Source organism: Amycolatopsis sp. NPDC004169 (assembly GCF_040610315.1).
Lineage (GTDB): Bacteria > Actinomycetota > Actinomycetes > Mycobacteriales > Pseudonocardiaceae > Amycolatopsis.
Genome location: NZ_JBEXMD010000023.1, coordinates 116,780 through 142,656, shown reverse-complemented (window position 1 = coordinate 142,656; position 25,877 = coordinate 116,780). Strand labels below are relative to the sequence as shown.

At 71.7% G+C, this 25,877-nt stretch carries 29 protein-coding genes and 1 pseudogene; 7 read left to right on the top strand and 23 right to left on the bottom strand.

Annotated elements, in window-relative coordinates; all coding sequences use genetic code 11:
* Positions 1-45 precede the first annotated feature (45 nt).
* Positions 46-1,260, bottom strand: coding sequence for a crosslink repair DNA glycosylase YcaQ family protein (locus tag ABZX11_RS28625; protein WP_354918486.1), 1,215 nt, complete (start codon positions 1,258-1,260; stop codon positions 46-48).
* A gap of 111 nt (positions 1,261-1,371) precedes the next feature.
* Here ABZX11_RS28625 and ABZX11_RS28620 point away from each other — a divergent pair, with 111 nt between their 5' ends.
* The gene (locus tag ABZX11_RS28620) at positions 1,372-1,929 is read left to right on the top strand and encodes a GNAT family N-acetyltransferase (protein ID WP_354918483.1); all 558 of its coding nucleotides are present in this window, start codon (positions 1,372-1,374) and stop codon (positions 1,927-1,929) included.
* A gap of 18 nt (positions 1,930-1,947) precedes the next feature.
* Here the strand turns inward: ABZX11_RS28620 and ABZX11_RS28615 are convergent.
* Positions 1,948-2,298: pseudogene (locus tag ABZX11_RS28615) on the bottom strand (GtrA family protein); the annotation flags it as partial.
* A 246-nt stretch (positions 2,299-2,544) separates the two neighbouring features.
* Here ABZX11_RS28615 and ABZX11_RS28610 point away from each other — a divergent pair.
* On the top strand, positions 2,545-3,063 hold the full coding sequence (locus ABZX11_RS28610) for a hypothetical protein (protein ID WP_354918480.1): 519 nt from the start codon (positions 2,545-2,547) through the stop codon (positions 3,061-3,063).
* Here ABZX11_RS28610 and ABZX11_RS28605 read toward each other — a convergent pair.
* From ABZX11_RS28605 to ABZX11_RS28590, 4 genes are all read right to left on the bottom strand, one after another.
* Positions 3,028-3,156, bottom strand: coding sequence for a DUF397 domain-containing protein (locus ABZX11_RS28605; protein ID WP_354918525.1), 129 nt, complete (start codon positions 3,154-3,156; stop codon positions 3,028-3,030). The two genes, ABZX11_RS28610 and ABZX11_RS28605, sit on opposite strands and share 36 nt — an antisense overlap.
* A 59-nt stretch (positions 3,157-3,215) precedes the next feature.
* Positions 3,216-4,049, bottom strand: coding sequence for a Scr1 family TA system antitoxin-like transcriptional regulator (locus tag ABZX11_RS28600; RefSeq protein WP_354918477.1), 834 nt, complete (start codon positions 4,047-4,049; stop codon positions 3,216-3,218).
* 23 nt (positions 4,050-4,072) lie between these two features.
* Complete coding sequence (locus ABZX11_RS28595) at positions 4,073-4,825, bottom strand: hypothetical protein (RefSeq protein ID WP_354918474.1); 753 nt, start codon at positions 4,823-4,825, stop codon at positions 4,073-4,075.
* Between the two features lie 346 nt (positions 4,826-5,171).
* Positions 5,172-6,011, bottom strand: coding sequence for a LysR substrate-binding domain-containing protein (locus ABZX11_RS28590; protein WP_176171575.1), 840 nt, complete (start codon positions 6,009-6,011; stop codon positions 5,172-5,174).
* Between the two features lie 70 nt (positions 6,012-6,081).
* Here ABZX11_RS28590 and ABZX11_RS28585 point away from each other — a divergent pair, with 70 nt between their 5' ends.
* The gene (locus ABZX11_RS28585) at positions 6,082-7,029 is read left to right on the top strand and encodes a 4,5-dihydroxyphthalate decarboxylase (RefSeq protein WP_176171576.1); all 948 of its coding nucleotides are present in this window, start codon (positions 6,082-6,084) and stop codon (positions 7,027-7,029) included.
* Here ABZX11_RS28585 and ABZX11_RS28580 read toward each other — a convergent pair.
* The 9 genes from ABZX11_RS28580 to truB form a co-directional block, all read right to left on the bottom strand.
* Entirely contained in the window at positions 7,015-7,467 is a 453-nt protein-coding gene (locus ABZX11_RS28580; RefSeq protein ID WP_176171577.1) for a tetratricopeptide repeat protein, read from the bottom strand. The two genes, ABZX11_RS28585 and ABZX11_RS28580, sit on opposite strands and share 15 nt — an antisense overlap.
* A complete protein-coding gene (dapB, locus tag ABZX11_RS28575; RefSeq protein ID WP_176171578.1) occupies positions 7,464-8,204 on the bottom strand; it encodes a 4-hydroxy-tetrahydrodipicolinate reductase in 741 nt (246 codons plus the stop codon). The genes ABZX11_RS28580 and dapB overlap by 4 nt, the downstream gene beginning before the upstream one ends.
* A complete protein-coding gene (locus tag ABZX11_RS28570) occupies positions 8,201-9,565 on the bottom strand; it encodes a pitrilysin family protein (protein ID WP_354918469.1) in 1,365 nt (454 codons plus the stop codon). Before ABZX11_RS28570 ends, dapB begins: the two co-directional genes overlap by 4 nt.
* A 79-nt stretch (positions 9,566-9,644) precedes the next feature.
* Positions 9,645-11,897, bottom strand: a complete 2,253-nt coding sequence (locus ABZX11_RS28565) for a polyribonucleotide nucleotidyltransferase (RefSeq protein WP_176171580.1) — start codon at positions 11,895-11,897, stop codon at positions 9,645-9,647.
* Positions 11,898-12,117: 220 nt separating this feature from the next.
* Positions 12,118-12,387 carry a 30S ribosomal protein S15 gene (gene rpsO / locus ABZX11_RS28560; protein ID WP_003084034.1) on the bottom strand — a complete coding sequence of 90 codons (270 nt, stop codon included), beginning with the start codon at positions 12,385-12,387 and terminating at the stop codon, positions 12,118-12,120.
* Between the two features lie 132 nt (positions 12,388-12,519).
* A complete protein-coding gene (locus ABZX11_RS28555) occupies positions 12,520-13,023 on the bottom strand; it encodes a 2'-5' RNA ligase family protein (RefSeq protein WP_354918466.1) in 504 nt (167 codons plus the stop codon).
* Complete coding sequence (locus ABZX11_RS28550; RefSeq protein WP_176171582.1) at positions 13,023-13,496, bottom strand: helix-turn-helix transcriptional regulator; 474 nt, start codon at positions 13,494-13,496, stop codon at positions 13,023-13,025. Before ABZX11_RS28550 ends, ABZX11_RS28555 begins: the two co-directional genes overlap by 1 nt.
* A 116-nt stretch (positions 13,497-13,612) precedes the next feature.
* A complete protein-coding gene (locus tag ABZX11_RS28545; protein ID WP_354918463.1) occupies positions 13,613-14,596 on the bottom strand; it encodes a bifunctional riboflavin kinase/FAD synthetase in 984 nt (327 codons plus the stop codon).
* A 27-nt stretch (positions 14,597-14,623) separates the two neighbouring features.
* Entirely contained in the window at positions 14,624-15,529 is a 906-nt protein-coding gene (gene truB / locus ABZX11_RS28540) for a tRNA pseudouridine(55) synthase TruB (protein ID WP_176171584.1), read from the bottom strand.
* 95 nt (positions 15,530-15,624) lie between these two features.
* On the opposite strand from truB, the gene ABZX11_RS28535 reads away from it, so the two are divergent.
* A complete protein-coding gene (locus tag ABZX11_RS28535; protein ID WP_354918460.1) occupies positions 15,625-16,131 on the top strand; it encodes a GNAT family N-acetyltransferase in 507 nt (168 codons plus the stop codon).
* Here ABZX11_RS28535 and ABZX11_RS28530 read toward each other — a convergent pair.
* The 3 genes from ABZX11_RS28530 to ABZX11_RS28520 all read right to left on the bottom strand — a co-directional run bounded on the left by ABZX11_RS28530 (position 16,076) and on the right by ABZX11_RS28520 (position 20,052).
* A complete protein-coding gene (locus ABZX11_RS28530) occupies positions 16,076-17,398 on the bottom strand; it encodes an MFS transporter (protein ID WP_354918457.1) in 1,323 nt (440 codons plus the stop codon). The two genes, ABZX11_RS28535 and ABZX11_RS28530, sit on opposite strands and share 56 nt — an antisense overlap.
* A 261-nt stretch (positions 17,399-17,659) precedes the next feature.
* Entirely contained in the window at positions 17,660-18,982 is a 1,323-nt protein-coding gene (locus ABZX11_RS28525) for an MATE family efflux transporter (protein ID WP_354918454.1), read from the bottom strand.
* A gap of 80 nt (positions 18,983-19,062) precedes the next feature.
* Positions 19,063-20,052, bottom strand: a complete 990-nt coding sequence (locus ABZX11_RS28520; RefSeq protein WP_354918451.1) for a bifunctional oligoribonuclease/PAP phosphatase NrnA — start codon at positions 20,050-20,052, stop codon at positions 19,063-19,065.
* A 25-nt stretch (positions 20,053-20,077) separates the two neighbouring features.
* Between ABZX11_RS28520 and ABZX11_RS28515 the strand changes: the two genes are divergently transcribed.
* Positions 20,078-21,109, top strand: coding sequence for an SAM-dependent methyltransferase (locus ABZX11_RS28515; protein WP_354918448.1), 1,032 nt, complete (start codon positions 20,078-20,080; stop codon positions 21,107-21,109).
* A gap of 1 nt (position 21,110) precedes the next feature.
* On the opposite strand, the gene ABZX11_RS28510 is transcribed toward ABZX11_RS28515, so the two are convergent.
* A complete protein-coding gene (locus tag ABZX11_RS28510) occupies positions 21,111-22,250 on the bottom strand; it encodes an SPFH domain-containing protein (protein WP_354918445.1) in 1,140 nt (379 codons plus the stop codon).
* Between the two features lie 19 nt (positions 22,251-22,269).
* On the bottom strand, positions 22,270-22,497 hold the full coding sequence (locus tag ABZX11_RS28505; protein ID WP_176171589.1) for a hypothetical protein: 228 nt from the start codon (positions 22,495-22,497) through the stop codon (positions 22,270-22,272).
* Between the two features lie 146 nt (positions 22,498-22,643).
* Between ABZX11_RS28505 and ABZX11_RS28500 the strand changes: the two genes are divergently transcribed.
* Positions 22,644-23,183 carry a helix-turn-helix domain-containing protein gene (locus tag ABZX11_RS28500; RefSeq protein WP_354918441.1) on the top strand — a complete coding sequence of 180 codons (540 nt, stop codon included), beginning with the start codon at positions 22,644-22,646 and terminating at the stop codon, positions 23,181-23,183.
* Entirely contained in the window at positions 23,180-23,797 is a 618-nt protein-coding gene (locus ABZX11_RS28495) for a class I SAM-dependent methyltransferase (protein WP_354918438.1), read from the top strand. Before ABZX11_RS28500 ends, ABZX11_RS28495 begins: the two co-directional genes overlap by 4 nt.
* Here the strand turns inward: ABZX11_RS28495 and ABZX11_RS28490 are convergent.
* From ABZX11_RS28490 to ABZX11_RS28480, 3 genes are read right to left on the bottom strand one after another with little or no spacing between them, the layout of a single operon-like run.
* Complete coding sequence (locus ABZX11_RS28490; RefSeq protein ID WP_354918435.1) at positions 23,794-24,546, bottom strand: DinB family protein; 753 nt, start codon at positions 24,544-24,546, stop codon at positions 23,794-23,796. The two genes, ABZX11_RS28495 and ABZX11_RS28490, sit on opposite strands and share 4 nt — an antisense overlap.
* A gap of 39 nt (positions 24,547-24,585) precedes the next feature.
* Positions 24,586-25,062 carry a hypothetical protein gene (locus ABZX11_RS28485; protein WP_354918432.1) on the bottom strand — a complete coding sequence of 159 codons (477 nt, stop codon included), beginning with the start codon at positions 25,060-25,062 and terminating at the stop codon, positions 24,586-24,588.
* Positions 25,059-25,877 (bottom strand): alpha/beta hydrolase-fold protein, encoded by an 819-nt coding sequence (locus ABZX11_RS28480; RefSeq protein WP_354918429.1) that lies wholly within the window; start codon positions 25,875-25,877, stop codon positions 25,059-25,061. The genes ABZX11_RS28485 and ABZX11_RS28480 overlap by 4 nt, the downstream gene beginning before the upstream one ends.

Genomic DNA, 25,877 nt, shown 5'->3' with positions numbered 1-25,877 from the left:
TCCCCCGCAGTGAAGACCTTGTCACTGTGTCAAGGTCAAGCTTCCTCAGCGCACCAGCTTCGCCAGCGGCCCGGCCAGATCGCCACGCGTGCCCACCACCACGCCGGACAGGCCCAGCCACTCCGCCATGTGCCGCAGCTCCGCCACCAGCTCCGGGAGGACCCGGGCCACGTCCGCGCCCTCCTCCGCGAACGCACCCTGGACCCGCAGCACGCCGGCGGCCCGATCGGATTTCAGGTCGACGCGCGCGACCAGTGAACCGTCGAGCAGGAACGGGAACACGTAGTACCCGTACACCCGCTTCGGCTCCGGGACGTAGATTTCGATCCGGTAGTGGAACCCGAACAGCCGCTCGGTGCGGGCCCGCTCCCAGATCAGCGGGTCGAACGGGCACAGCAACGCCCGGCCCGCGACGTTCCGCGGCGTCCGCGCCGCGACGTGCCGGTAGGCCACCTGCTTCCACCCGCGCACCGCGACCGGCTCCAGCTCCCCCGACTCCACCAGCTCCGCCACGGCTTGGCGGGCCGGGCCCGGGCCGAGGCGGTAGTAGTCGCGCAGGTCGGTCTCGGTGGCCACGCCCAGCGCCCGCGCCGACCGCGAGATCAGGCCCCGCGCCCCCTCGTCGGCGGTGACCGAGCGGGACAGGATCTCCGGCGGGACGACCCGCTCGGTGAGGTCGTAGAGACGTTCGAAGGAACGCCGCGTGCCCGTGGTCAGCTGGCCGATGCCGAACAGGTACTCGCAGACGCGCTTGACCTCCGACCGCTCCCACCACGAGCCCGGCCCGCGGCGCTGCGCGTCCGCCTCCACCGCGCGCTCGATGCCGCCCGCGCCGATCGGGCCCAGCTCCTTGACCACCGACAGGATTTCGTCGACCAGGCCCGGCGACTTCTCGATCAACGGCCCGTAGTGCCGCCACCAGCCGTCGCGCTTGGCGCCCGAGCGGATCAGCGGCCAGTCTTCGATCGGGAGCAGGCTCGCCTCGTGCGCCCACGTCTCCACCAGCAACCGCGGGCGACGCGCCGAGTGCGCCCACGCCGCTTCGTCGAGCATCGCCGGGTCGTACGAGCCCAGCCGCGAGAACACCGGCATGTAGTGGGCCCGGACCGCGACGTTCACCGAGTCCAGCTGCAGCAGCTGGACCCGCGACAACACCCGTTTCAGGTGCTGCCGCGAAGGCACGCCGGAGGGACGCGGGTCGCTGAAGCCCTGTGCGGCCAGGAACGTCTTCCGGGCCGTCGAGACGCTGATCGTTTGCATGATGAGGTCATGGTGCCACCCACCACCGACAAAACCGGCGACCGTCCATCCATGCCCTCACCACCGCCCTCAACGGAGGCGCTTCGCGCCGCTGTACTAATTTCACGACCCATGAGCGACGCCGCCGTCCGCCCCGCCGACCTGTCCGACGCCGCGGAGATCGCCCGCATCCAACGCGACACCTGGCACGCCGCCTACGAAGACCTCCTCGGCAAGCAGGCCCTCGCGCAGCTGGCCGCCACCGACCTGGCCGGCACCTGGGCGGAGACCATCGACTACCCGGACAGCCTCGTGTACGTGGCCACCGAAGGCGAGTTCACCGTCGGCTTCTGCGTCGCCGGCCGCGCGCCCGAAGAGGAGGTCGCCCAAGCCGACGGGAGCCTGCCCGAGGACGCCGGGACGACCGGGCTGATCGCCACCCTGCTCGTCGAGCCGCGCTGGGGGCGCCGCGGGCACGCGGGGCGGCTACTCGCGACGGCCGCCGCGGGCCTGCGGGCCGACGGCGCCTCCCGCGGCATCGCCTGGGTCGCCCAGGGCGACCACGCCACCCTCGCCTTCTACCGCCGGGCCGGCTGGAACCCCGACGGCACCGTCCGCACCCTCGACACCGGCGACCGGATGGTCCGCGAAGTCCGGCTCACCGGCGACCTCGACCTCGAGCTCGCCTGAGTCCCGGAAGATCACCCACCGCATCACGGCGTACATGAACACGCCTTCGCACGCGCCCGCGAGCAGCCGCGAGACGTGGTATTCGACGCCCAGCGCCGTCAACCCGGCGCCCACACCCAGCAGAAACGCCGCGTAATTGACACCGATCGCAATGATGTAAAGCGCGAGTTGGGTTCCGACGGCGGCGTGGGAATGGAAGTTGAACGTCCGGTTCAGCGCGAAGCTCAGCCCGAACGCGCAGACGTAAGCGAGCGTGATCGCCAGCCACACCGGCCAGCCGAACACCCCGTGGAAGACGGTCAGCAGCCCGAGGTCGACGCCGAACGTGAACCCGTTGATGAGGCAGAACCCGAGAAACGTCGGCGCCACGATCCGCGACAGACCCAGTGGCAGCACGCGCACGACGGCCTGGCAGAGGGCGCCGAATCGGTCAGCGGGCGTACGGGGTTGCTCGGCGGCCACCCCGTCATTGTTCCGGCGGAGGGTGACGGGAAGCCGTCCGTCAGGTGATCTTCTGGTGCGGACCACCGGCCGAAAGGTGGGGTCAACCCCAGTGCGCGGAGATTTCGAACTGATAACTTGGAAGAACGCGAGAGCTTTTCAGGAGGTGACACGATGAGCTGGATCCTGCTGACGCTGGGCGTCGCGTTCGGTTCGGCCATCGTGCCGCTGATCAACGCCGAGGTCTTCCTGCTCGGGCTGTGCGCGAGCCAGCCGGGGCTGCACTGGTTGTGGCTGGGGGCGGCGGTGGCGGTCGGGCAGATCGCCGGCAAGACGCTGTACTACCTCGCCGCGCGCGGGACGATCAAGCTGCCGAAGCCGTTGCACGACCGGCTCCACCGCGAGCGGCCCTTGACGCCACGGCGGGTGCGCTGGCAGCTGCGGACCAAGCGGATCCGCGGGTGGGTCGAGCGGCTGCGCGAGCGCTGCCACCGGCACCCGCACTGGATGGCGGGGACGTACGGGGTGAGCTCCCTGGTCGGGCTGCCGCCGTTCATGGCGACGAGCGTGCTGGCCGGGTTGGTGCGAATGCGGCTCGCGACGTTCCTGACCACGGGACTGGCCGGAAGGTGGATCCGCTTCAGTTTGATAGCGGCTTCACCTGCGGTGTTCGCAGGGTGGCTGCACCACTGAGAGCAGGGCGGTCCAGGCGGAGCGGGAGACGGTGAGCTGGCCGAGGTGGCGGGCTTTCGTGTCCCGCACGCCGACGGTCTCGGCGAGGAACACCTCGACACACTCGTCCTTGGCTGTGTAGCTCGACTTCCGCCAGGTGACCACAGTGCCCCCTATCGCGCCATCTCCTGCAGCAGGCTCCGCGATGCCTCTTCGCTCAAAGCCTTGTCGGATAACAGCTTTACCAGCTTCCGATAGCTGGCGATAGCGTCCAACTCGTTGATGAAGGCGCTTGCGTGGTGATGCTCCAACAGAACGATCGCCGGGTCGCTCGGGAACTCGTACAGAGCGAACATACCGCCCTTGCCTGGGTGGTAACCCACGTCGGCAGGCACGATCCGCACTGAAATGTTAGATGTAACAGCTAAGCGCAGCAGGTAATCGATCTGGTCGGACATGATGTCCGCATCGCCGACCACCTCGCGGATCGCCAACTCGGAGATGAGGGCCTGGACCCGAACCGGCTCATAGCCGGAGAGAATGCGTTGCCGTTTCAAGCGGGCCATCAGCCGCACATCTACTTCCTCGACCTTGATGTCGGAGGCGGCGAGCAGAGCGCGGGCGTAGTCGGGAGTTTGCAGCAATCCGGGAATGATCAGCGGCGACCAGTTGGTGATCCGGCTGGCGGTCCGCTCGCACTGGATGACCGCCGTCAGCGCCGCGGGGAGATCCGAGGGGTTGGAGTCCAGCCAGTTGGGGTTCTTGGTGTGCTGCACCAAAGCCAGGATCCGATTGGTCGTGACCCGATCCACTCTCAGGTATCCGAGGATCCGGGCCACCTCCTCGATCGGCGGCACGCGAACCCCCAATTCCCACTGGGACAACAACCGCGGATCCACTTCCAGGGCCCGGGCCAGCTCACGCAACCCGAACTTCCGCGCCTCACGCACCTCACGCAGCGACGCGGACAACGCCCGGCAACCAGGAGAAGACGAAGTCGGTTTCATGCGGCCGATAGTACGAACGCCGCTCATTTCCCGAACGAACGACAACTGTCAGCGAATTGCCACACCACCGTCCCGGCCGCCGCCACCACGAATGCCCACCCGCCGATCGGCTCGGCGAACACCGCCACCAGAAAACAAAAAGCCGAAAACCCGCCCAGCCCGCGGAGCACTCCCCGCATCGTCGCCGCGGCGGCCCGGGTGCCGCCCTGGGCCAGTGCGAACACGGCCACCACGCTGGTCCCGGTCGGGAAGGGGGCGAGGACTCCCGTCAGGTCGGGGCCGAGCCGTCCGGCCGCGGCCGTCAGGACCACGACCAGTACCGCGGTCGCGAGGGCGCGGGCGGGCAGGTCCCACCACGGCAACGTCACCGGCCCCGCCTCCCCCGGCTCCGGCAGCAACCGGATGCCCACCCAGGCCGCCGCCCACGCCAGCCCGAGCGCCACCCACACCGGCACCGGTGCGAACGACAGCGCCAGGTCCAGGGCCAGGCACACGAGCCAGCCGAGGAAAACCGTCCCGACCCAGCCGCGCGCCCGCGACACCCGCGCGAACACCACGCCGAACGCGGCCAGCGACACCAGCCCCAGCAACGACGCCGACGCGGCCCGCGCGACGAACACCGGCCCGTGCTCCAGGTAGGTGATCAGCAGAATCGGCCCGGCAACGACCGGCATGGCGACCAGCAGCCCGGTCACCGCGGGCCCCCACCGCCGCCCGGCGACCGACGAACCCACCACCAGCAACGGCGCCAGGACGAGCTTCAGCAGCAGTATCACCAGCCGGCTCCCACGGGGACCACCACCGAACTCCGCCCCAGCGGGCCGCCCACCACCATCACCGATCCATCCCCACGGCAATCCGCACACAACCGGCCACCACCGGGCCGCCCCACCACCATCACCGAACCGCCCCCGCGCCGATCCGCACGCCACCAAGCCGCCCAGCACTTTCACCGAACCGCCCCCGCGCCGATCCGCGCGCCACCAAGCCGCCCAGCACTTTCACCGATCCGCCCGCACGGCGATCCGCACAAAGCCACCACCAGCAGGCCGCCCGGTCCCGTCAACGGGCCACCCCGCCGCGACCCGTGCGAACCACCCACCGGCAAGCCGCCCAGAGCCGTCAACGGTCGGCCTCCGCCGCGATCCGCACGAAACTGCGCACGAGCGGACCGCCCGCCTTCGGCCACGCCACCACCAGCTCGCTCTCCGGCCGGTCGGACACCGGCACCACCCGCAGCCCCGGCGGGAGCGGCTGGTCCACCGGGGCGAGGGCCGCGATGCCGTTCCACAGCACCGCCTGCAGGCACTCCTGGATCGTCCGCAGAACCGGCGCGTCCGCACCCGGCGGGCCGGCCGTCCAGTACGCCGTCCAGCGGGGGTCGGTGCCGTCCGGGAGGCGGACCCAGCGGCGGCCCGCCAGGTCGCCCGTCGAGACCGTCGTCCGGTCCGCCAGGGGGTCGCCGTCGCGCAGCACCACGCCCACCGGAACCCGGCGCAGCACGTGGACTCCGATCCCCGCCGTGTCGAACGGTGTGCGGGTCAGTGCCACGTCGACCAGGCCGGCGCGCAGCCCGGCCGTCGGGTCGGCGAGGTCCGTCTCGTGCACGCGCACGTCCACCTGCGGGTGCCGTTCGCGGAACCGAGCCACCAGCCGGGCGCCGACCTGCTCGGCGGCGTCCGCCAACGTCCCGACCCTCAGGGTCGCCGCCGCGGTCACGCGGTCTCGGATACGGCCCGCCTGCGCCAGCAGCGCCACCGCTTCGTCGTACAGCACCTCGCCCGCGCCGGTGAGCGTGACGCCCTTGGGCGTGCGGTCGAACAGCGCCGCGCCCAGCTCGTCCTCCAGCCTCCGGATCGCGCGGCTCAGCGGCGGCTGCGCCATGTGCAGCCGCTCCGCCGCGCGCCCGACGTGCCGCTCCTCGGCCACCGCGACGAAGTACCGGAGCGCCCGCAAGTCCATACCCCCACGGTATCGAGTGGCCCGAACCGGTCTTGGACGTCCCGGGCCCCGCGCGCCGAGGATCGGAACCATGCGCATCGGCACCTTCACCTACGACACCACCCGCGACCTGACCGGCGTGGAGACCGCCCCCACCTTGCCGGAGATCTTCGAGCGGGCGATCCGCGGCGAGTTCGACGTCGCCGAACTCGGCCTGACGTTCTACCTGCGGCTGCTCGACGAAGGCACGCCGTTCGTGGCGCTGCCGATCTTCCCCAACCGCGTCTTCCGGCACTCGTGCGTCTTCGTCAACACCCACTCGGGGATCACCGGACCGGGTGACCTCACCGGCCGGACCATCGGCGAGTTCGGCACCTACGGCCAGGACTCGGGCGTGTGGGCCAAAGGCATCCTGATGGACGAGCACGGGTTCCGGCCCGAGGCGAACCGGTGGGTGGTCGGCGGTCTCGAGCACCCCGCCGAGCCGTTCGGCTTCATCCCGCACCCGCATCCCGACGACGTCGACGTCACCGTGGCCGGCGACGGGAAGACGCTCGGCACCATGCTCGACACCGGCGAACTCGACGTGCTGTTCTCGGCCAACGTCCCGCAGTGCGTGCTCGAGGGCTCCCCGAACGTCGCCCGGCTCTTCCCCGACTTCCCGGACCGGGAGCGCGATTACCACCGCCGCACCGGGATCTTCCCGATCATGCACACGGTCGTCGTCCGGCGGGACCTGCTCGCCGGCGACCCCGGCCTGGCCCGGCGCGTCTACACGATGTTCGAAGCCGCGAAGGACGCCGCCACCGCGCGCTACCGCCGGGGACAGCGGCTCTACCAGGTGCAGACCATGCTGCCGTGGGCGAACGCGCTGGTCGACGACACCGTCGCCGAGTTCGGCGAGGACTGGTGGCCCTACGGGATCGCGGCCAACCGCACCGCGCTCGACACCTACCTGCGGTACCACCACGAGCAGGGCCTGTCCGCGCGGCGGTGGCGGATCGAGGAGATCTTCGCGCCGGACCTACTCGGCACGTGAGGCGGCTTCCAGCTCGACGGCCTTCCGCATCGTCTCGCGCGCCCGGCGGCGGTCGCCCGCGATGTCGTAGGCGTACGCGAGCTTGTACCAGGCGCGCCAGTTGTCCTGGTCGGCCTCGACCTCCGCGCGGCGCTCCTCGAACCACGCGTCGGCCGCCTCGCGATCGACCCGGCCCGAGGGGCGGCGCGGGAGGTCGGAGACGTCCGGGAGCGCGCCCTCGGCGTCCAGGCGGCGGGACAGGCGCTGGATCTGAAGGCCGTTGCGCCAGGTCACCACGACCACCCACAGGCCGAGCACCGGCAGCAGCAGGACACCGGCGCCCAGCGCGATGCCGGCGCCCGTGCCGGTCTTGAACAGCGCGATGGCCCTGTCCGCCAGCAGGAACAGGTAGACGACCAGCGCCGCCGTCAGCAGCAGCGCAACGTTGCGGGCCCTCACAGGTCGAGGACGTTTTCCAGGCCGACCGTCAGGCCGGGACGGTTCAGCACCTCGCGCACGCCGAGCAGCACGCCCGGCATGAACGACGTCCGGTCGAGGGAGTCGTGGCGGATGGTCAGGGTTTCCCCTTCACCGCCGAAGAGGATCTCCTCGTGCGCGACCAGGCCCGGGAGGCGGACCGAGTGCACCCGGACCTGCTCGACCGTCGCGCCGCGGGCGCCGTCCAGCTCGTCCGTCGTCGCGTCCGGGCCCGGCGTCACGCCCGCTTCCGCGCGCGCCGCGGCGATCATCCGGGCGGTGTGCGCGGCGGTGCCGGACGGCGCGTCGGCCTTGCGGTTGTGGTGCAGCTCGATGATCTCGGCCGAGGCGTAGAACTTCGCCGCCTGCGCCGCGAACCGCATCGCGAGCACCGCGCCCAGGGCGAAGTTCGGCGCGATCAGCACGCCCAGCGACGGCTTCGGCTCCAGCAGCGCGCGCAGCGACGCCAAGCGCGACTCGCTGAACCCGGTGGTGCCGACGACCGCGTGGATGTCGTGCTCGACCAGGTACTCCAGGTTGCCCATGACGGCGTCGGGGTGGGTGAAGTCCACGACCACCTGGGCGTCGCTCAGTGCCGCGAAGTCGTCGCCCGCGTCCAGCGCCGCCACCAGCTTCATGTCCGAGGCGCCTTCGACGGCCTTCACCACCGTCGCGCCCATGCGGCCGCGGGCGCCGAGCACACCGACGTTGATGGTCATGACGCGATCACCTCGTGCAGGTCGTCCGGAAGGTCGTCGGCGTGAGCGTACGGCCCGACGACCGCCGCGGCCGAGACGCCACCGGGCCGCGCGAACAAAGTGCGAGCGAGCGCACACACGTCCTCGGTGGTGACCGCGTCGATGCGGGCAATCGTGTCGTCGACGCCCAGGTAGCGGCCGTAGTTGAGCTCGTTCTTGCCGATCCGCGACATCCGCGACGACGTGTCCTCCAGGCCCAGCACCAGCCCGCCGCGCAGCTGGCCCTTGGCGCGGGCCACCTCGGCGTCGGTCAGGCCGTCGACGCCGACCTTGTCCAGCACCTCGCGGATGACGCCGGCGACGTCGCCGAGCTTCTCCGGCTGGCAGCCCGCGTACACGGCCAGGTGCCCGGTGTCGGCGTAGCTCGCGACCGACGAGTACACCTGGTACGCCAGCCCGCGCTGCTCGCGGATCTCCTGGAACAGCCGCGACGACATGCCACCGCCGAGCGCCGCGTTGAGGACCGACAGCGCGAAGCGGCGGTCGTCGTGGCGGGACAGCGAGCGCAGGCCGAGCATGACGTGCGCCTGCTCGGTGTCGTCGGTGTGCAGGGCCAGCTTCGGCGGGGTCTTGATCCGGGCCCGGCCTTCGCGGGGCGCGATCGGCGTCGCGGTGCCGGTGAGGCGCTCGCCGAGCGCCTTGCGGACCAGCCGCAGCACCTGGCTGTGGTCGATGTTGCCGGCCACGGACAGGACCATCCGCGGCAGCGTGTAGCGGCGCTTGTAGAAGTTCCGCAACGCGGCCGGGGACATGCCGATGATCGACTTCTCGGTGCCGAGCACCGGGCGGCCGAGCGGGTGGTCGCCGAGGATCGCCGTCACGAACGTCTCGTGCAGCAGGTCCTCGGGGTCGTCGTCGCGCATCGAAATCTCTTCGAGGACGACGCTGCGCTCCATGTCCATGTCGCGGTCGGTGCACAGGGCGTCGAAGACGACGTCGGTGACCAGGTCGACGGCCAGCGGGAGGTCGGCGTCGAGCACCTGCGCGTAGTAGCAGGTGTGCTCCTTCGCCGTGAAGGCGTTGAACTCGCCGCCGACCGCGTCGATCTCCTCGGCGATCTGCGTGGCGTCGCGGTGCTTGGTGCCCTTGAACAGCAGGTGCTCGAGGTAGTGCGCGGCACCGGCGACGGCGGCCGGCTCGTCGCGGGAGCCGATGGCGACCCACAGCCCGACCGTGGCCGAGCGCGACGCGGGGACGTGCTCGGTGATCACCCGCAGGCCGCCGGGCAGGACACTGCGCTTGACGACCGCACCGTCCGGAGTGGACTCCAGCGTGCGGGTGGTGCCGACGGGCTGCTCGTGCCCGGAAACCTGCCGTGCCATTAGTTCCTTACTCACCTTGCCGTGAAGGCCACCTCAGGGGTACCCCCGAGATGGCCTTCACGGATCGAACAAGCGGTGCTTACTTGGCTTCGGCCTTCTCGGCGTCGGCCTTGGGGGCGTCACCCTCGGCGGGCTTGGCGTCCTCGTCCTTGACCACGATCAGGCTGATCTTGCCGCGGTTGTCGATGTCGGCGATCTCGACGCGGAGCTTGTCGCCCACGTTGACCACGTCCTCGACCTTGGCGATCCGCTTACCGTTGCCCAGCTTCGAGATGTGCACCAGGCCGTCCTTGCCCGGCAGCAGCGAGACGAACGCGCCGAACGCGGCCGTCTTCACCACGGTGCCGAGGAAGCGCTCGCCGACCTTGGGCAGCTGCGGGTTGGCGATGGCGTTGATCTTGTCGATCGCCGCCTCCGCCGACGGGCCGTCGGCCGCGCCCACGTAGATCGTGCCGTCGTCCTCGATGGAGATGTCGGCGCCGGTCTCCTCGGTGATCGAGTTGATCATCTTGCCCTTCGGGCCGATGACCTCGCCGATCTTGTCGACCGGGATCTTCACGGAGGTGACGCGCGGCGCGAACGGGCTCATCTCGTCCGGGCCGTCGATCGCCTCGGCGATGACCTCGAGGATGGTGCTGCGGGCGTCCTTCGCCTGCTTCAGCGCGGCCGCGAGGACCTCCGACGGGATGCCGTCGAGCTTCGTGTCGAGCTGCAGCGCGGTGATGATGTCCTTGGTGCCGGCGACCTTGAAGTCCATGTCACCGAGGGCGTCCTCGGCGCCGAGGATGTCGGTCAGCGCCACATAACGCGTCTCACCGTCCACTTCATCGGACACCAGGCCCATCGCGATGCCCGCGACCGGCGCCTTCAGCGGCACGCCGGCGTTGTACAGCGCCATGGTGGACGCGCAGACCGAGCCCATCGACGTCGAGCCGTTGGAGCCCAGCGCCTCGGAGACCTGGCGGATCGCGTACGGGAACTCGTCCCGCTTCGGCAGCACCGGCACCAGGGCGCGCTCGGCGAGCATGCCGTGACCGATTTCGCGGCGCTTCGGCGAACCGACGCGGCCGGTCTCACCGGTGGAGAAGGGCGGGAAGTTGTAGTGGTGCAGGTAGCGCTTCGTCGTCTCCGGGGAGAGCGAGTCGATCTGCTGCTCCATGCGCAGCATGTTCAGCGTGGTGACGCCCAGGATCTGGGTTTCGCCGCGCTCGAACAGCGCCGAGCCGTGCGCCCGCGGGATCACGGCGACCTCGGCCGAAAGCGACCGGATGTCGGTGAGGCCACGGCCGTCCATCCGGATCTTCTCCGTGAGGACGCGCTGGCGCATGATCTTCTTCGTCAGGGCCTTGAACGCCCCGCCGATCTCCTTGTCACGGCCTTCGAAGGCTTCGCCCTCGCCAAGGCCGATCTTCTCGATCACGGCGGCCTTGACCTCGTCGGTCGCGGCGTCGCGGTCCTGCTTGCCGGCGATCTGCAGCGCGCGGGCCAGGTCGTCGGTGGCGATCGCCGCGACGGCCTCGTAGACGTCCGGCTGGTAGGCCGGGTAGACCGGGAACTCGCCGGTCGGCTTGGCGGCCTCGGCGGCCAGGCGCTGCTGCGCCTCGCACAGGACCTTGATGAACGGCTTGGCGGCCTCGAGGCCCTCGGCGACCGAGGTCTCGTCCGGCGCCTTGCCGCCCGCGGCGATCAGGTCGAGCGTGTGCTCGGTGCCCTCGGCCTCGACCATCATGATGGCGACGTCGTCACCGACGATGCGGCCGGCCACGACCATGTTGAAGGTCGCCTTCTCCAGCTGCGACCAGGTCGGGAACGCGACCCACTGGTCCTCGATCAGCGCGACGCGCACGCCGCCGACCGGGCCGGAGAACGGCAGGCCGGCGATCTGGGTCGACGCCGAAGCGGCGTTGATGGCCAGCACGTCGTACGGGTCGTCCGGGTTGAGGCTCTGGACGGTGATGACGACCTGGATCTCGTTGCGGAGGCCGTCGGCGAACGACGGGCGCAGCGGGCGGTCGATCAGGCGGGCGGTGAGGATCGCGTCGGTCGACGGGCGGCCCTCACGGCGGAAGAACGCGCCCGGGATGCGGCCCGCGGCGTACATGCGCTCTTCGACGTCGACGGTGAGGGGGAAGAAGTCGAAGTGCTCCTTCGGGTGCTTCGACGCGGTCGTCGCCGAGAGCAGCATGGTCTCTTCGTCGAGGTACGCGACGACGGCGCCGGCGGCCTGGCGCGCCAGCCGGCCCGTCTCGAAGCGGACGGTGCGGGTGCCGAACCGGCCGTTGTCGATGACGGCTTCGGTCTCGTGCACGGTGACTCCGGTGGAGTCGGTCATAGATGTTTCTCCTCTTTGGTTCCTTCTACTGGCGCGAGTCTCCCACCCTGGGACCCGTTTCGCCTGAGGACGCTCGAGGAATGAGGCCGGTCTTCGATCGAAGCTCCCGGGACGCTTCCCGGGAACCACTACCGAGGACCGGCGGACGGACCCTCGTGCGCGCTCGCGCCATCTTGTGGCGAGGGGGAGCGACCTCGTGGTCACTCCCCCTCGGGTAAAGCTATCGGCGCAGGCCGAGGCGCTGGATCAGCGCACGGTAACGCTCGATGTCCACCTTCATCACGTAGTTCAGCAGCCGGCGGCGACGGCCGACCAGCAGCAGGAGCCCGCGACGCGAGTGGTGGTCGTGCTTGTGAGCCTTGAGGTGCTCGGTGAGGCCGACGATGCGCTTGGTGAGCAGCGCCACCTGGGCCTCGGGGGATCCGGTGTCCGAGTCGTGCACGCCGTACTCGGCCAGGATCGACTTCTTCTCTTCGGTGGACAGCGCCACTTGTGTTGCTCCTCGAAATATTCAGTGCCGTGCGGCCCCGGACGCCGGATGCACGCCGGGAAGACGGTCACGGCCGCCACGGACTGCAGCCGGACCCGATCGTCGAGGTTACCAGCCCGCTGAACACGCTGTTCAGGCGCGGTCCAGCTCGAAGGTGCGGGCCACCCGGTAGCGGGGAGCACCCCGTTCGCGTTCGCTGGTCATCAGCGCCACTTCGGTGGCCGGCCACCACCGGCTCGTGAAATCCGCGAGACGCTCTGTCCAACGCGCGGCGAGCCCGGGTTCTTCCCGGGGGAACCGCGCGAGCGTCAGGTGGGCCCGGTAGGGCCTCGGTTCGGCACCGGCGCCCGCGGCGTTCGCGAGCGGTGTCAGCTCCGTTCCGGCGACAGTCAACCACAGCACCCCGGGGAACGTCGCGGCCTTTTCCAGCCGGACGTCGACGCACCGGCGGCCGGCCAGCCGCTCGCCCAGCCAGGCCGCGCGCGTCCCGACGTCGTCCTGGCCGTAGTAGGCGAGAGTGACGTGCCAGCGCTCGGGCGGCTCCCAGCGCAGGCCGCTGTCCCGTGCGCCGAGCTCCGCGGCGATCGCCGCGACGACGTCCTCCGGCGGGAGCAGGGCGCTGAACAGGACCGGCATCAGGCGCCGTTGCCCGCCCGGCGGAGCAGGTCGGCGATGGCCGGGAAGTCGTCGTCGAGGCGCTTGGCGGCCTCGCCGAGGTCCTCGTCCTCGGCCAGGTCGCGCAGGTAGGCGAGGACTTTCGCGTCCTCGTTGACCACCGGGATGTTGTCGCGGCCGACGGTGGGCCGGGAGTCACGGACGTCCTCCATCGCGGCCAGCATCGCGTCACGGTTGCCCGCCGCGACCTCCGGCACCAGGATCTTGCGCTCGAGCATGATCATCCTGGCCAGCACGACCGGGTTGCCGATCTTCGCCCGCCGCCCGCTCATCACCTGGCTGAGCATGGGGGCGCTGATCCCGAGGACCTCCGCCAGGAACGCCTGCGAAACGTCGAACGCGACGACGAGCCGGCGCACGCGGTCGCCGAGCGGCTCCCCGTACCACTCGCGCTGCAACGCGATGTTCCGCTGGACGATCTTGTGGTCCTCCACCAGTCTCCTGCTCCCCTGTTTTCACGAGCACAGCGCGCACACCGTCGTGAGCACAGTCGCGCACACCGTCCGTGAGCATCTTGCCATCGCTGCCCGGTTCGTGGACGCGGAATCCCCTATTCGTCCCCGGTCAGGGCGTCCGGGGGCAGTTCGAGTGCCTTTCTCGTCGCCACCACGTCGTCGTCGATCTGCGCGACGAGCCCGGCGGAGTCGCCGAACCGGACCTGGTCACGCAGCCGCGTCACGAAGTCGATGGCCACGTGCTGGCCGTAGTAGTCCTCGTCGACGTCGAGGACGAACGCCTCCACGGTGCGCTCGCGGCCGGAGAACGTCGGGTTGGTGCCGACCGAGACCGCGGCGCGCAGCCGGCGCGCCGGGTCTGCCGAACGGGTGAACCACGCGCTGTAGACGCCGTCGGCCGGGACGGCGGCGAACCGCGGGGTCGACAGGTTCGCCGTCGGGTAGCCGAGCTCGTGGCCCCGGCCGTCGCCGCGCACGACGATGCCTTCGAGGCGGTGCGGGCGGCCGAGCGCTTCGGCCGCGGCGACCACGTCACCGGCGTCGATGCACGACCGGACGTAGGTGCTGGAGAAGGTGATCGCCGACTGGTCCTCTTCGGACAGTTCCTTGCCCTGCAGCTCGGCGCCGTACGCGGCGAAGCCGAACCGGCGGCCGAGGGCGCGCAGCAGCTCGACGTCGCCGGCCGCCTTGGCGCCGAAGGTGAAGTTGTCCCCGACGATCACCGCGGCCGCGTGCAGCCGGTCGACCAGCACCTCGTGCACGAACTCCTCCGGCCCCAGCCGGGACAGCTCCAGGGTGAACGGCAGCACGCAGAACACGTCGACGCCGAGGCTTTCGACGATCTCGGCCTTGCGCCGCAGCGTCGTCAGCTGCGCCGGGTGGCTGCCCGGGCGCAGCACCTCCGACGGGTGCGGGTCGAACGTCAGCATGACGCTCGGCAGGCCGCGCTCGGCGGCCGCCGCGACCGTCCGGTTGATCAGCTCCTGGTGCCCGCGGTGGACACCGTCGAACACGCCGATGGTGACCACGCACCGGCCCCAGCTGCCGGGAAGGTCCCCCAGCCCACGCCACCGAAGCACGTCACACTCCTGTCTCTCGAACCCACCCTAGGCGGGCAGCAACACGACGACCGCGCGGGACACGCCCTGTTCGTCGGCGGCCAGCGCGAGCACCCGGCCGTCGGGACCGAAGAGCCCGTAGGTGCCCTCGATGCCGGCGGCCGGGATGCGCTGGCCGTGGCGGACCGCCTTCGCCGTGGCGGCGTCGAGATCCCGGCGGGGGAACGCGGCGGCGACGGCGGCGTCGAGGTCGAGGCTCAGTTCGGGCTGTTCTTCGAGCTGGTCGAGCGTCCTCGCCCTGGCCAGGGTGAAGGGGCCGACGGTGGTGCGCCGGAGGGCCTTCAGGTGGCCGCCGACGCCGAGGTCGGCGCCGAGGTCGCGGGCCAGCGCGCGGACGTAGGTGCCGGAGGAGCACTCGACGACCGCGTCGACCTCGACGTGGTCCTCCTCGTGGCGGACGGCGAGGACGTCGAAGCGGTAGACGGTGACCGGGCGGGCCGGGATGACGACGTCCTCGCCGGCCCGGACCCGGGCGTAGGCGCGCTTGCCGTCGATCTTGACCGCGCTGACCGCGCTGGGGACCTGCTGGATGTCGCCGGTGAGCTTCTCGACGCCGCTCGCGATGTCCTCGTCCGTCGTCTGCGCGGTGTCCGCGGTGGTGAGGACTTCGCCCTCGGCGTCGTCGGTGGTCGTGCTGCTGCCGAGGCTCAGCGTGGCGAGGTAGGTCTTGCGGTCCAGGGCCAGGTGGCCGAGCAGCTTGGTCGCGCGCTCGATGCCGAGCACGAGCACCCCGGTGGCCATCGGGTCGAGCGTGCCGGCGTGCCCGACCTTGCGGGTGCCCATGATGCGGCGGGCGCGCGCGACGACGTCGTGCGACGTCATGCCGGCGGGCTTGTCGACGATGAGCAGGCCGGGAGGCGGGGCGGGACGGCGGGGCGGTTTCGGGCTCGACACGCGGCAACCCTAGCTGCCGCTTGTCGAGGTCCGGATGACGGCCGCTTCCCCGCCCGGCCCGGGCTTTCCCGCGTTCCGGCAGCCACCATGGCGGGGTGACGGAGATCGAAGTCCGGGCCGCCCGGCCCGCCGAGCTGGAAGAGGTCGCCGCGCTCAGGTGGCGCTGGGTGGCCGAGCGGGACGGGCTGCCCGAAGGGGGCCGCGAGGCGTTCGTGCGGGCCTTCGCCGCCTGGGCGCGGGAGAACGCGGCCACCCACCGGTGCCTCGTCCTGGTGCGCGACGACCGCGTGCTCGGGATGGCGTTCCTGGCGATCACCCCGCGCGTGCCGACGCCGGCGGCGCCGTCGCGGGCCGCCGGGGACCTGCAGAGCGTGTACGTCGTGCCGGAAGCGCGGGACGGCGGCCTCGGCGGCCGGCTGATCGACGGCGCCCTGCGGCTCGCCGCGGAGCTGGGGCTGGAGCGGGTCACCGTGCACTCGTCGCCGCGGGCCGTGCCTGCCTACCGGCGGCGCGGGTTCGCCGTGGCGCCGGAGCTGCTGCAGGCGGTCACGCTGCGACGATCGGTGTCTCCGGGAGAGCGGCGTCCCAGCGGCGGCGGGTGATCCGCACCGGCAGCTCCTCGCCGCGGGCCTCGGCCAGGAACAGGTGGGTGCGGGTGCGGCGCCACCACACGAGCATCCGGACCGTGCCGAAGGCCAGCACCGCGACCAGCGCCAGCAGGGAGACCCGGAAGTCCCCGCCGGTGGTCTGGAGCAGCACGCCGACGGCGAGGGCGGCGAACGTCGTCGCCACGAAGCCGCCGACGTTGACCACGCCCGTCGCCGTCCCGACCCGGCTGAGCGGGTTGTAGTCGCGGGCGAGCGCGAAGCCGATCATCGAGGCCGGGCCGCCGAGGGCAAGGAAGGCGAACGCGGGCACCAGCACCGGCAGCGGCACCTGGCCCGGCCAGCCCAGCAGCACCGCCCAGACCAGCACGGCCCCGCCGATGTAGCCGCCGACCAGCGGCATCCGCAGCGACGGCCGCCGTCCGATCAGGCCGCCCAGCAGCGGGCCGCCCGCCATCGAGCCGAAGACGAACACGGTGAGCATCGCGCTCGCCGTCGCCTTCGCCTGGCCCTGCCCCTGGACCAGCCAGGGGACGCCCCAGAGCAGCGTCAGGACGTTCGGGGCGAACATCGTGCTGAAGTGGACCCAGAAGCCCAGGCGCGTCCCCGGCGTCCGCCAGGCCTCGGCGACCTGGTGGGCGAGCTCGCGGGGCCGGACCGCCTCGCGGACCGGCTCCGGGGTGCCCGCCGGGACGTCACGGACGCGGAGGGCGACGACGAGGGTGTAGAGCACCGTGATCACGCCGACCGCGAGGAAGGTGGGGGTCCAGCCGGCGCCGTCGAGGACCAGGGCGAGCGGAACGGTGGCGGCGAGGTTGCCGATGTAGCCGACGGCCGCGGTGAACGACGTCAGGAGGGCGTACTGGCGGCCCGGGAAGTGGGCCGCGACCAGGCGGAGGACGCTGACGAAGGTGAGCGCGTCGCCGAGGCCGAGTACCCCGCGGGCGAGCAGGCCGAGGCCGTAGGAGTGGGCGACGCCGAGCAGGAGCTGACCGGCGCCGAGCACCAGCACGGCGACGGTGAGGACGCGGCGGGGACCGTAGCGGTCGACCAGGACGCCGGTCGGGATCTGCATGGCGGCGTACACGCCGACCTGCAGGACGGTGAAGGTGCCGAGCGCGGCCGCGCCGACGCCGAAGCGCTCGGCGGCCTGCAGCCCGGCGACGCCGAAGGACGTCCGGTGGAAGACGGCGAGCAGGTAGACGGTGACGGCGGCGAGCCAGATCAGCCAGGACCGGGCGGTGGCACGGCCGGTGGCGGGCACGGGTTCCTCCAGGGTTGAGCGAGTTCGGGGCGCAGGACGCCCACGCTGCCGTCCCTACTACTTGTATCGCCTAAGCAACCACGAACCATAGCCGCGAACCGGGTGGTCTTCCCCACAGGTAACCCCCATCACCCGAGCTCAGAGGGTCGGCCGGCGTACCTGGAGGGTCGGTTTGCGTACCTGGAGGGTCGGTTCGTGAGCCGACCCTCCAGGTACGCAGGCCGACCCCGTGGGTACGCGGGCCGACCGTCCGGGTACGGGTCAGGTGGGGCGGGTGGCGCCGGTGATCGCCCAGTTTCCGGAGCGCCAGCGGGCCAGGACCGCGGCGAGGCGGAGGAGCATGAAGAGGGAGAGGCCGGTCCAGATGCCCGTGAGGCCCCAGCCGAAGGCGAGGGAGGCCCAGATCAGCGGGAGGAAGCCGAGGGCCGCGCTGCCGAGGGTTGCGTTGCGGAGGAAGGCCGCGTCGCCCGCGCCGAGCAGCACGCCGTCCAGGGCGAAGACCACGCCCGCGATCGGCTGGAGGGCCACGAAGAACCACCAGGCGTGCGGGATCTCCGCCAGCACGCCCGGGTCGGACGTGAACGCGTGCGGCAGCACCCACGACAGCGCCGCGAACAGCACGCCCAGGAAGCAGCCCATCAGCAGCCCGTACCCGGTGATCTGCGACGCCACCCCGCGCGCCTGCCGGGCCGAGTTCGCCCCGAGCGCCGCCCCGACCAGCGACTGGGCGGCGATCGCCACCGAGTCCAGCACCAGCGCGAGGAACGTCCAGAGCTGCAGCACGACCTGGTGCGCCCCGACCGCCTCGGTCGACGTCCGGGCCGCGACGGCCGCCGCCGAGACGAAGCACGCCTGGAACGCCAGGCTGCGCAGCACCAGGTCGCGGCCCAGGCCGAGCTGGGCGCGCATCACCTTGAAGTCCGGCCGCAACCCGGCCTTCTCGCGCACCAGCGCCAGGATGAACAGCGACGCCGAGATCACCTGCGCGACGACGTTCGCGATCGCCGAGCCCTCCAGCCCGAGCCCCGCCCAGTACACCAGCACCGGGCACAGCACGGCCGAGATGCCGTTGCCCGCCAGCACGTACCGCAACGGCTTCGCGGCGTCCTGCACCCCGCGCATCCAGCCGTTGCCGGCCATGGTGACCAGGATCAGCGGCGCCCCGAACAACGCGATCCGCAGCCACGACACGGCCGCCGACGCGATCTCGTCACTCCCCGAAAGCACCCGCGCGATCGGCCAGGCCAGCAGCTGCCCCGCGGCCAGCACGACGAGCCCGACGAACACCGCCAGCCACGTCGCCTGCACGCCCTCGCGGACCGCGTCGGCCCGGCGGCCGGCGCCGTGCAGCCGGGCCGTGCGGGACGTCGTGCCGTAGGACAGGAACGTCAGCTGGCTCGACACCTGGGCCAGCACGACGCCGCCGAGCGCGAGCCCGGCCAGCGACAGCGCGTCGAGGTGACCGACCACGGCGGTGTCCACCAGCACGTACAGCGGCTCGGCGGCCAGCACCCCCAGTGCGGGCACGGCCAGCCCCAGCACGCGCTTCGCCGGAACCCGCTCGATCTCCTCCACGTTCGCCACGAAACGGACTCTAACCGCCGCCACCCACAGTTCTGAGCGGCGGGAACCCGGGAACTTTCCGGCCCCGCCGTCCGACGGGCCTACAGCAGCGGCGCCCGCTCCAACGCCTCCCGCAGGCCGGCGATGACGTCCGGAGCCGAGCCCGCGATCGTGCAGCCTGCCGCCTGCCGGTGCCCGCCGCCGCCGAACTCCGCCGCCACCGCCGAGACGTCGATCCCGATGCTGCGCAACGAGATCTGCCACTGTCCCAGGTGGGCGGGGTCCTGTTTGAGCACGGCCGCGACCGCCGCCTCGCGCACCGAGCGGACGACGTCGATCACCGACTCGACCTCCTCGCCGCGCACCGTGCGGGCCGCGTCGGCGGACACCACCGCGTGCACGAAACCCCGGCCCTGCGCGGCATCCGGCTCCAGCCGGGCCTCGCGCAGCACCGACGAGAGCATCGGCAGCCAGGTGAACGGCCGCTCGTCGACGATCCGCCGCACGATCACCTCGGGGTCCGCCCCGGCCTCCAGCAGCCGCGCCGCCATCCGGTGCGTCTCCGGGCTGGCCCGGCGGAACCCGCTGGTGTCGGTGACGATCCCGGCGTAGATCCCGCGCGCGATCGGCTCGTCCAGCTCCACCCCCATGGCGTCGAGGATCCGGAACACCAGGACCGCGCTGGCCTCGGCGCTCTCGTCGACGACGTGGCAGGTGCCGTAGAACGTGTTCGTCGCGTGGTGGTCGATCACCAGCACCGCCCCGGCCGGCTCGACGCGCCCGGCGAGCCGGCCGAGCCGCTTCGGCGTCGGCGTGTCGACGCAGACGAGCAGGCCGTCGGCGTCCGGGAGGTCGTCCGGGTGGGTGAGCAGGCCGTCCTCGTCGAGCCACCGGAGCGTCTCCGGGGCCTCGTCGGGCTCGCCGAAGGAGACGCGCACCGCCGCTCCGCGTTGCCGCAGCGCCCGGCCGAGGGCCAGCGCGCTGCCCAGCGCGTCCGCGTCCGGCCGCACGTGGCCGAGGATCGTCACGTCGACGGCCGCCGCGAGCAGGGCCGCCGCGTCCCGGATGTCCTGCGCCGAAGTAGGGGTCACGGTGCGTCACGCTACGCTCTGCGTGATGCCTGAGTACGCGATGCTGGTCTACCCCTCGGCCAACCGGGTCTACGCCGCCTCCTCCCCCGCGCTGCTGCGCGCCGAGCTGGCGGTGTTCGGCGCGGGCCTGGCGGCCGAGCTGTCCGCGATCGAAGAGGTCGAGCTCGGCGGCGTCGGCTACGTCCGCTTCACCAGCTCCGCGCCCCTCGGCGAGCGCGACCTCGCGCTGCTGTCCAACCTCTCGTCGCTGTACGCGCTGTTCGAGCTCGGTGACGGCGTCCTCCGTCCGGTGCCGGTGACACCGCTGGCGATGGCCGACTCGGACCTGCTGACCATCCAGAAGTACCCGGGCAAGACCAACGAGCTGTTCACCAAGCTGCTGGTGAACGTCACCCTGATGGCGACGGCGGACCCGTTCTCGGGCCGGCCGAAGTACCTGCTCGACCCGCTGTGCGGCCGCGGCACCACGCTGAACCAGGCGATGATGTACGGCCTGCACGCGACCGGCCTGGACGTCGACACCAAGGACTTCGAGGCGTACGAGGCGTTCATCAAGACGTGGCTGCGGAACAAGCGCGTGAAGCACACCGCGGAGTCGGGTCAGCTGCGGCGCAACAAGGTCCGCCTCGGCCGGCGGCTCGACATCGAGTACGCGCTGGACAAGGAAGCCTACAAAGCGGGCGACACGCGCAAGCTCACCTACTTCAACGCCGACACCCTGACCACCGACGAGGTGCTGCGCGCGAACTCCTGCGACGTGATCGTCACCGACGCGCCGTACGGCGTCCAGCACGGCAGCCACCGCGAAGCCGGGTTGCAGCGGAGCCCGCGCGACCTGCTGGCGGCCGCCGTTCCGGTGTGGACGCGGGTGCTGAAGCCCGGCGGCGCGCTCGGGATTTCGTGGAACACCACCGTGCTGCCGCGGGAAGAGCTGGTCGCGGTGCTGGGCAAGGCCGGGCTGGACGTCCGCGAAGGCGGGCCGTGGGCGGAGTTCGCCCACCGCGTCGACCAGGCCATCCTGCGTGACCTGGTCGTCGCGGTGAAGCCGGCGTCCTGAGCTACCGGGTGAGTTCCGCCGGCGCCTGACCGTTCTCCGCCGGCGCCGCGGCGGGCGCGGGCGACGGGCTCAGGCCGCGCTTCACCGAGTCCAGGATGGACAGACCCTGGCCGACCAGCCCGGCGGCCATCTCCCCGAGGCCGTCGGCGCCGTTGAGGATGTTGACGTTCGCCCCGGACAGCCCCCGCCCGGCCTCCTTGACGATCTGCGGCAGCTGGTCGATGAGCATCCGGTCGAGCGCGACCCGGTTGTTCGACGCCGCGGCTTCCGCCTGCACGCGCATCTTCTCCGCCTCGGCCAGCGCCAGGATGCGGATCCGCTCGGCCTCGGCGTCGGCGGGCTTGATCACCTCGGCCACCAGCTGCTGCTGCCGCAGCTCGGCTTCGCGCTGGGCCAGCTCGGTGCGCGCGTCGATGACCTCCTGCTGCGCCTTCGCCTGCGCGAGCGGGCCGGCCTGGGCCGCCTGGGCCTGCGCCGCGTCGACCTCGGCGCGGTACTGCGCCTGCACGATCGACGTCTGCCGGGCGTACTCGGCCTGCGTCCGCTGCGACTTCTGCTCCGCCTCGGCCGCCGCCTGGTTCGCCACGGCCTGGGCGATCTGCGCGTCCCGCTGGATGGCGGCGTTGTGCGGCGCGGCCATCGCGGCGATGTAGCCGAGCTTCATGTCGTCGATCGACTGGATCTGCAGCGCGTCGACGGTGAGGCCGATCTTGGCCATCTCGACCGCCGAGCCGTCGAGCACCTCGGTGGCGAGCTTCTGCCGCTCGGTGATGATTTCCTCGACGGTCATCGACCCGATGATCGACCGCAGGTGACCGGCGAAGATCCGGCCGGTCAGCACGGACATCTGGTCCTGGTCGGAGAGGAACCGCTGGCCGGCGTTGACGATGCTCTCGGTGTCGTTGCCGACCTTGAACGCGATCACCGCCCGGACCGTGAGCGCGATGGCCTGCTTCGTCACGCACACCTCGGTCACCTCCGCCTCGCACATGGCGAGCGTGAGGAACCGGACTTTCCGGAAGACCGGCATGACGAACGCGCCGTGGCCGGTGACGACCCGGAACGGCGACGCGCCCTTGCTGCTCTTGCCCCCGGAGATCAGCATCGCCTCGTTGGGGGCGGGCACGCGGTAACCGAACATCGGCTGTCCTTCGACTGCACTATGAAGCGGGATCCGAGGCGTCCCACGCCACGACGTCGACCGTGCGCCGGCCCCGGGTGTCCACGACCAGGACGGTCGTGCCCTTCGGCAGCTCCGTGTCGGACCAGGCAAGGAAGGTTTCCAGGCCGCCCCTGATCCTGATCAGCACCTCACCGGGGCCCCGCTGCCCGCGGGTGCCGACCAGGAGGACTCCGGTGCGGCCGGACGGGGAAAGGTCGGAGTGCACGCGGTGCCGACCTCCCCTCGGTGGCCGTCTCGGTGCGGGTTGACCCCCGCTACCCCCATTGTGCTCCCGCCGGGGACCCGCCGTGGGCACTGTGAGGTTCCGATCAGGCGGGCAACCGGGCGTACGGCCACGGCTATACTCCGGGTGTGAGCGTCGAGCAGCGTCCCCTCCGCGCGGACGCCCGGCGCAACCGGGAGGCGCTGGTCGCCGCGGCGCGGGAAGTGTTCGGCGCCAAGGGGGTCGACGCCCCGCTCGACGAGATCGCGCGGCGCGCCGAAGTCGCCATCGGCACCCTCTACAACCGGTTCCCGACGCGGGCGGACCTCGTCGAGGCGGCGTTCCTGCCGGTGCTGCAGGAAGCCGAGGCCGTGCTCGAGGAAGCCCTCGCGTGCGAAGACCCGTGGGCCGGGTTCGTCCTGTTCGTCGAGCGTTCGGTGCTGATGCAGGTTTCCGACCGCGGCTTCACCGAGGTGTGCTCGCGGACGTTCGACCCGGCCTCCGGGCTGGAGAAAGCCAAGCAGGCCAACGGTTCCCGGATGCAGCGGATCGTCTCGCGCGCCCAGGACGCGGGCGTGCTGCGCCCGGACTTCGAGCTGGTGGACTTCGCGGTGGTGTTCGCGGCGGCCGCGGCGGCGCAGGACTGGCGGCACGGGGTCGCGCTGGTGCTCGACGGCCTGCGCCCGTGAGCTGGCTCGCCGACACCGCCACGTCCTACGACACGGTGGCTTCGAGCTACGCCGAGTTCGTTTCCGGCGTGCTCGAGAAGCAGCCGTACATGCGGGCGGCCCTGGCGTTGTTCGCGGCGGAGGTCGACGGCCCGGCGCTCGACGTCGGCTGCGGGCCCGGGCACTTCACGGCGCACCTGGCTTCGCTGGGGGTCGACGCCTCCGGCATCGACCTGTCACCGGGCATGGTGGACCTCGCCCGGCGCACCCACCCGGAGCTGCGGTTCGACGTGGGATCGATGACGGATCTCCCGCTCGGCGACGCTTCGGTGGCCGGGGTGCTGGCGTTCTGGTCGCTGATCCACGTCCCGGACGAGGAGGTGCCGGCGGCGCTGGGGCACTTCCACCGCGTGCTGCGGCCGGGTGGCCTGCTGGTGATCGGCTACCACGTCGGCGTGGGCACGCGGCGGAAGACCTCGGGCTACGGCGGCCACCCGATGCGGGTCGACGTCCACCTCCGGCAGCCGTGGTGGCTGGCGCGCCGGGCGCGGGCGGCCGGGTTCACGGTGGACGCGGAATGGCTGCTGGACCCGGGCGCCGAGGTCGCGCAAGCCATCCTGTTCGCTTCGCGCTAGGGCCGGGCCGCCTCGAGCACCGCGAGGTCACGCACGGCGTAGCGGTGGTGCTCGGCTTCTTCCTTCAAGACCACCTTGAGGCAGCGGCGCACGACGTACTCCTGGTCGGGGTACGGGTCGGCCGGCTTGCGGCGGCACACCCGGTCGAGCCCGGCCGGGGTGAGCCCGTCGAGGACCTGCCGCATCGCGGCCATGCGGGCGAGCCGCGGCGCGAGTACTTCGTCGAGCGTCGGCGTGGCTTCGAGGGTGAGGTTCGCCGCCACGTCCGCAGGCGTTGCTCCGGCGGGCAGGCCCAGCGGGTGGTAGGGCGTGTCCTCTTCGAGCACGGCGTTGCCGAGCCAGGCATCGGCGGCGAACAGCAGGTGCCGTTGCGTCTCGACGAACGACCATTCGCCGCCGACCCGCTCGTGCAGGTCGGCCTCAGGGAGCAGCCTCGCCCGGTCGAGCGTCGCGGCCCACCCGCTCTCGACGGCATCCCAGGCGACCCGGTAGTCCTCGGGGGTGACCGCCTCCCGCGCCAGCACCCGCGCGGGGTACCGCCAGTCGAGCTCGGCCTCGACGTAGGCGGTCACGTCGACGTCGTTGACGACGACTCGTTCGAAGTCGCCGCCGAGGTAGACGTCGCTGCCGTAGCAGTCGACGATCTTCAGGCCGCTCACCTCGCAGTCGCGGATCTCGAGACCGGCGAGGTCGCAGAGGTGGATCCGGGCACCGCGGAACTGGTCGGTCTGGGCGTGTTCGGAGGCCATCGGGGCAGTCTCGCGGACTCCCTCCGCCTGCGCCATGGTTCAGGCGAAGGGTTGCTCGGCGAAGCTGAGCCCACCACGCTGGGCGAGGGTCAGCACCTGCCGGTCCACGTGCTGCGGTGGCCGGCGGAAGTACTGCCGGAACCCGCGGGCCCGGAGCTTCAGGTCGAACTCGTGCCCCTCCACGTGCCACACCGGGTACGGCTTGTCGTCCGGTGGGTCGAGGCGGTGGAGGTCCGCGATCTCCAGGCTGCTGTTTAGCGGGCCGATGGTGCCCGTGATGTCCCAGGCTTCGTCGAACACCAGGGTCGCCGGAGTGATCCAGAACGTGAAGTGCTTCTCACGCCGGGCGGGCTCGACCCAGCGGACGATGTAGTCCAGGTCCAGCAGGAGCCGGCCCGGTGGCGGGTCGTCGTCCTCGAGGTAGGCGAGTGCGTGGATGCGGCTGTCGTGCCAGCCCATCTGCGGGAAGTCCGCGTCGGTCCACACCGCCTTCGACAGGCCGGACGGGTCGGTCATGCCAGCTTCTCCCCCACGAACTTCACGATCTCCGGCAGCACGCCCCGCCAGTACTCGTCGTCGTGGCCGCCCGGGGTGAACCGGGACACCTGCGGCGACACCGCCTTCACCAAGCGGCGGTCCGCAGCCCGGAACGGGTCCGACTCGCCGCACCACACGCCGAGGGTTGCGGGGCGCAGGTCGGCAGTGTGCAGGAGGGGTTCCTCCGCCCGCCAGTTGTTTTCGCCGGCGAACACCTTGCGGCTGCGGGCGTCCGGCCAGCTCACGAACAGTGCCGCGCTCGCCGTCGCGACCGCCTGCACTTCCGGGTGCGCGCGGGCGAAGCGCAACGCTCCGAAGCCCCCCATCGAAATGCCGAACACCGCCGACGGTGGACGCAGGTCGCGGGCCGCCAGCCAGGCGGGGACCTCTTCGGTCAGCATGCGCTGCGGGTCGTCGGGACCGTCGGTTTTCACCCAATAGTGGTCACCGTCGACGGCCGCGATCGCGAACGGTGGCGTTCCCGCGCGGACAGCCGCCGTCAGGACGTCCGGGACGCCGAGGGAGAGGAACGTCCGGGCCTGGGCGCCGCGGCCGTGCAGGGCCAGGCACACCGGCAGGCCCGCCGACGGCACCCCGGACGGGGTGATCAGAACCAGGTCGACGTCGGTACCGCGGGCCGCCGAGGCCATGCGCTGGACCGTCACCGGCTCGGACAACCCCGACGGGCGGGTCGGCACCGGTACCGGCGCCGGGCCCGGCGGGGGTCCGGACGGCGAGCAGCCCGCCAGCAACGCCAGTGCGCTGCCGGCGAGCAGGCCGCGGCGGGAGAGCAC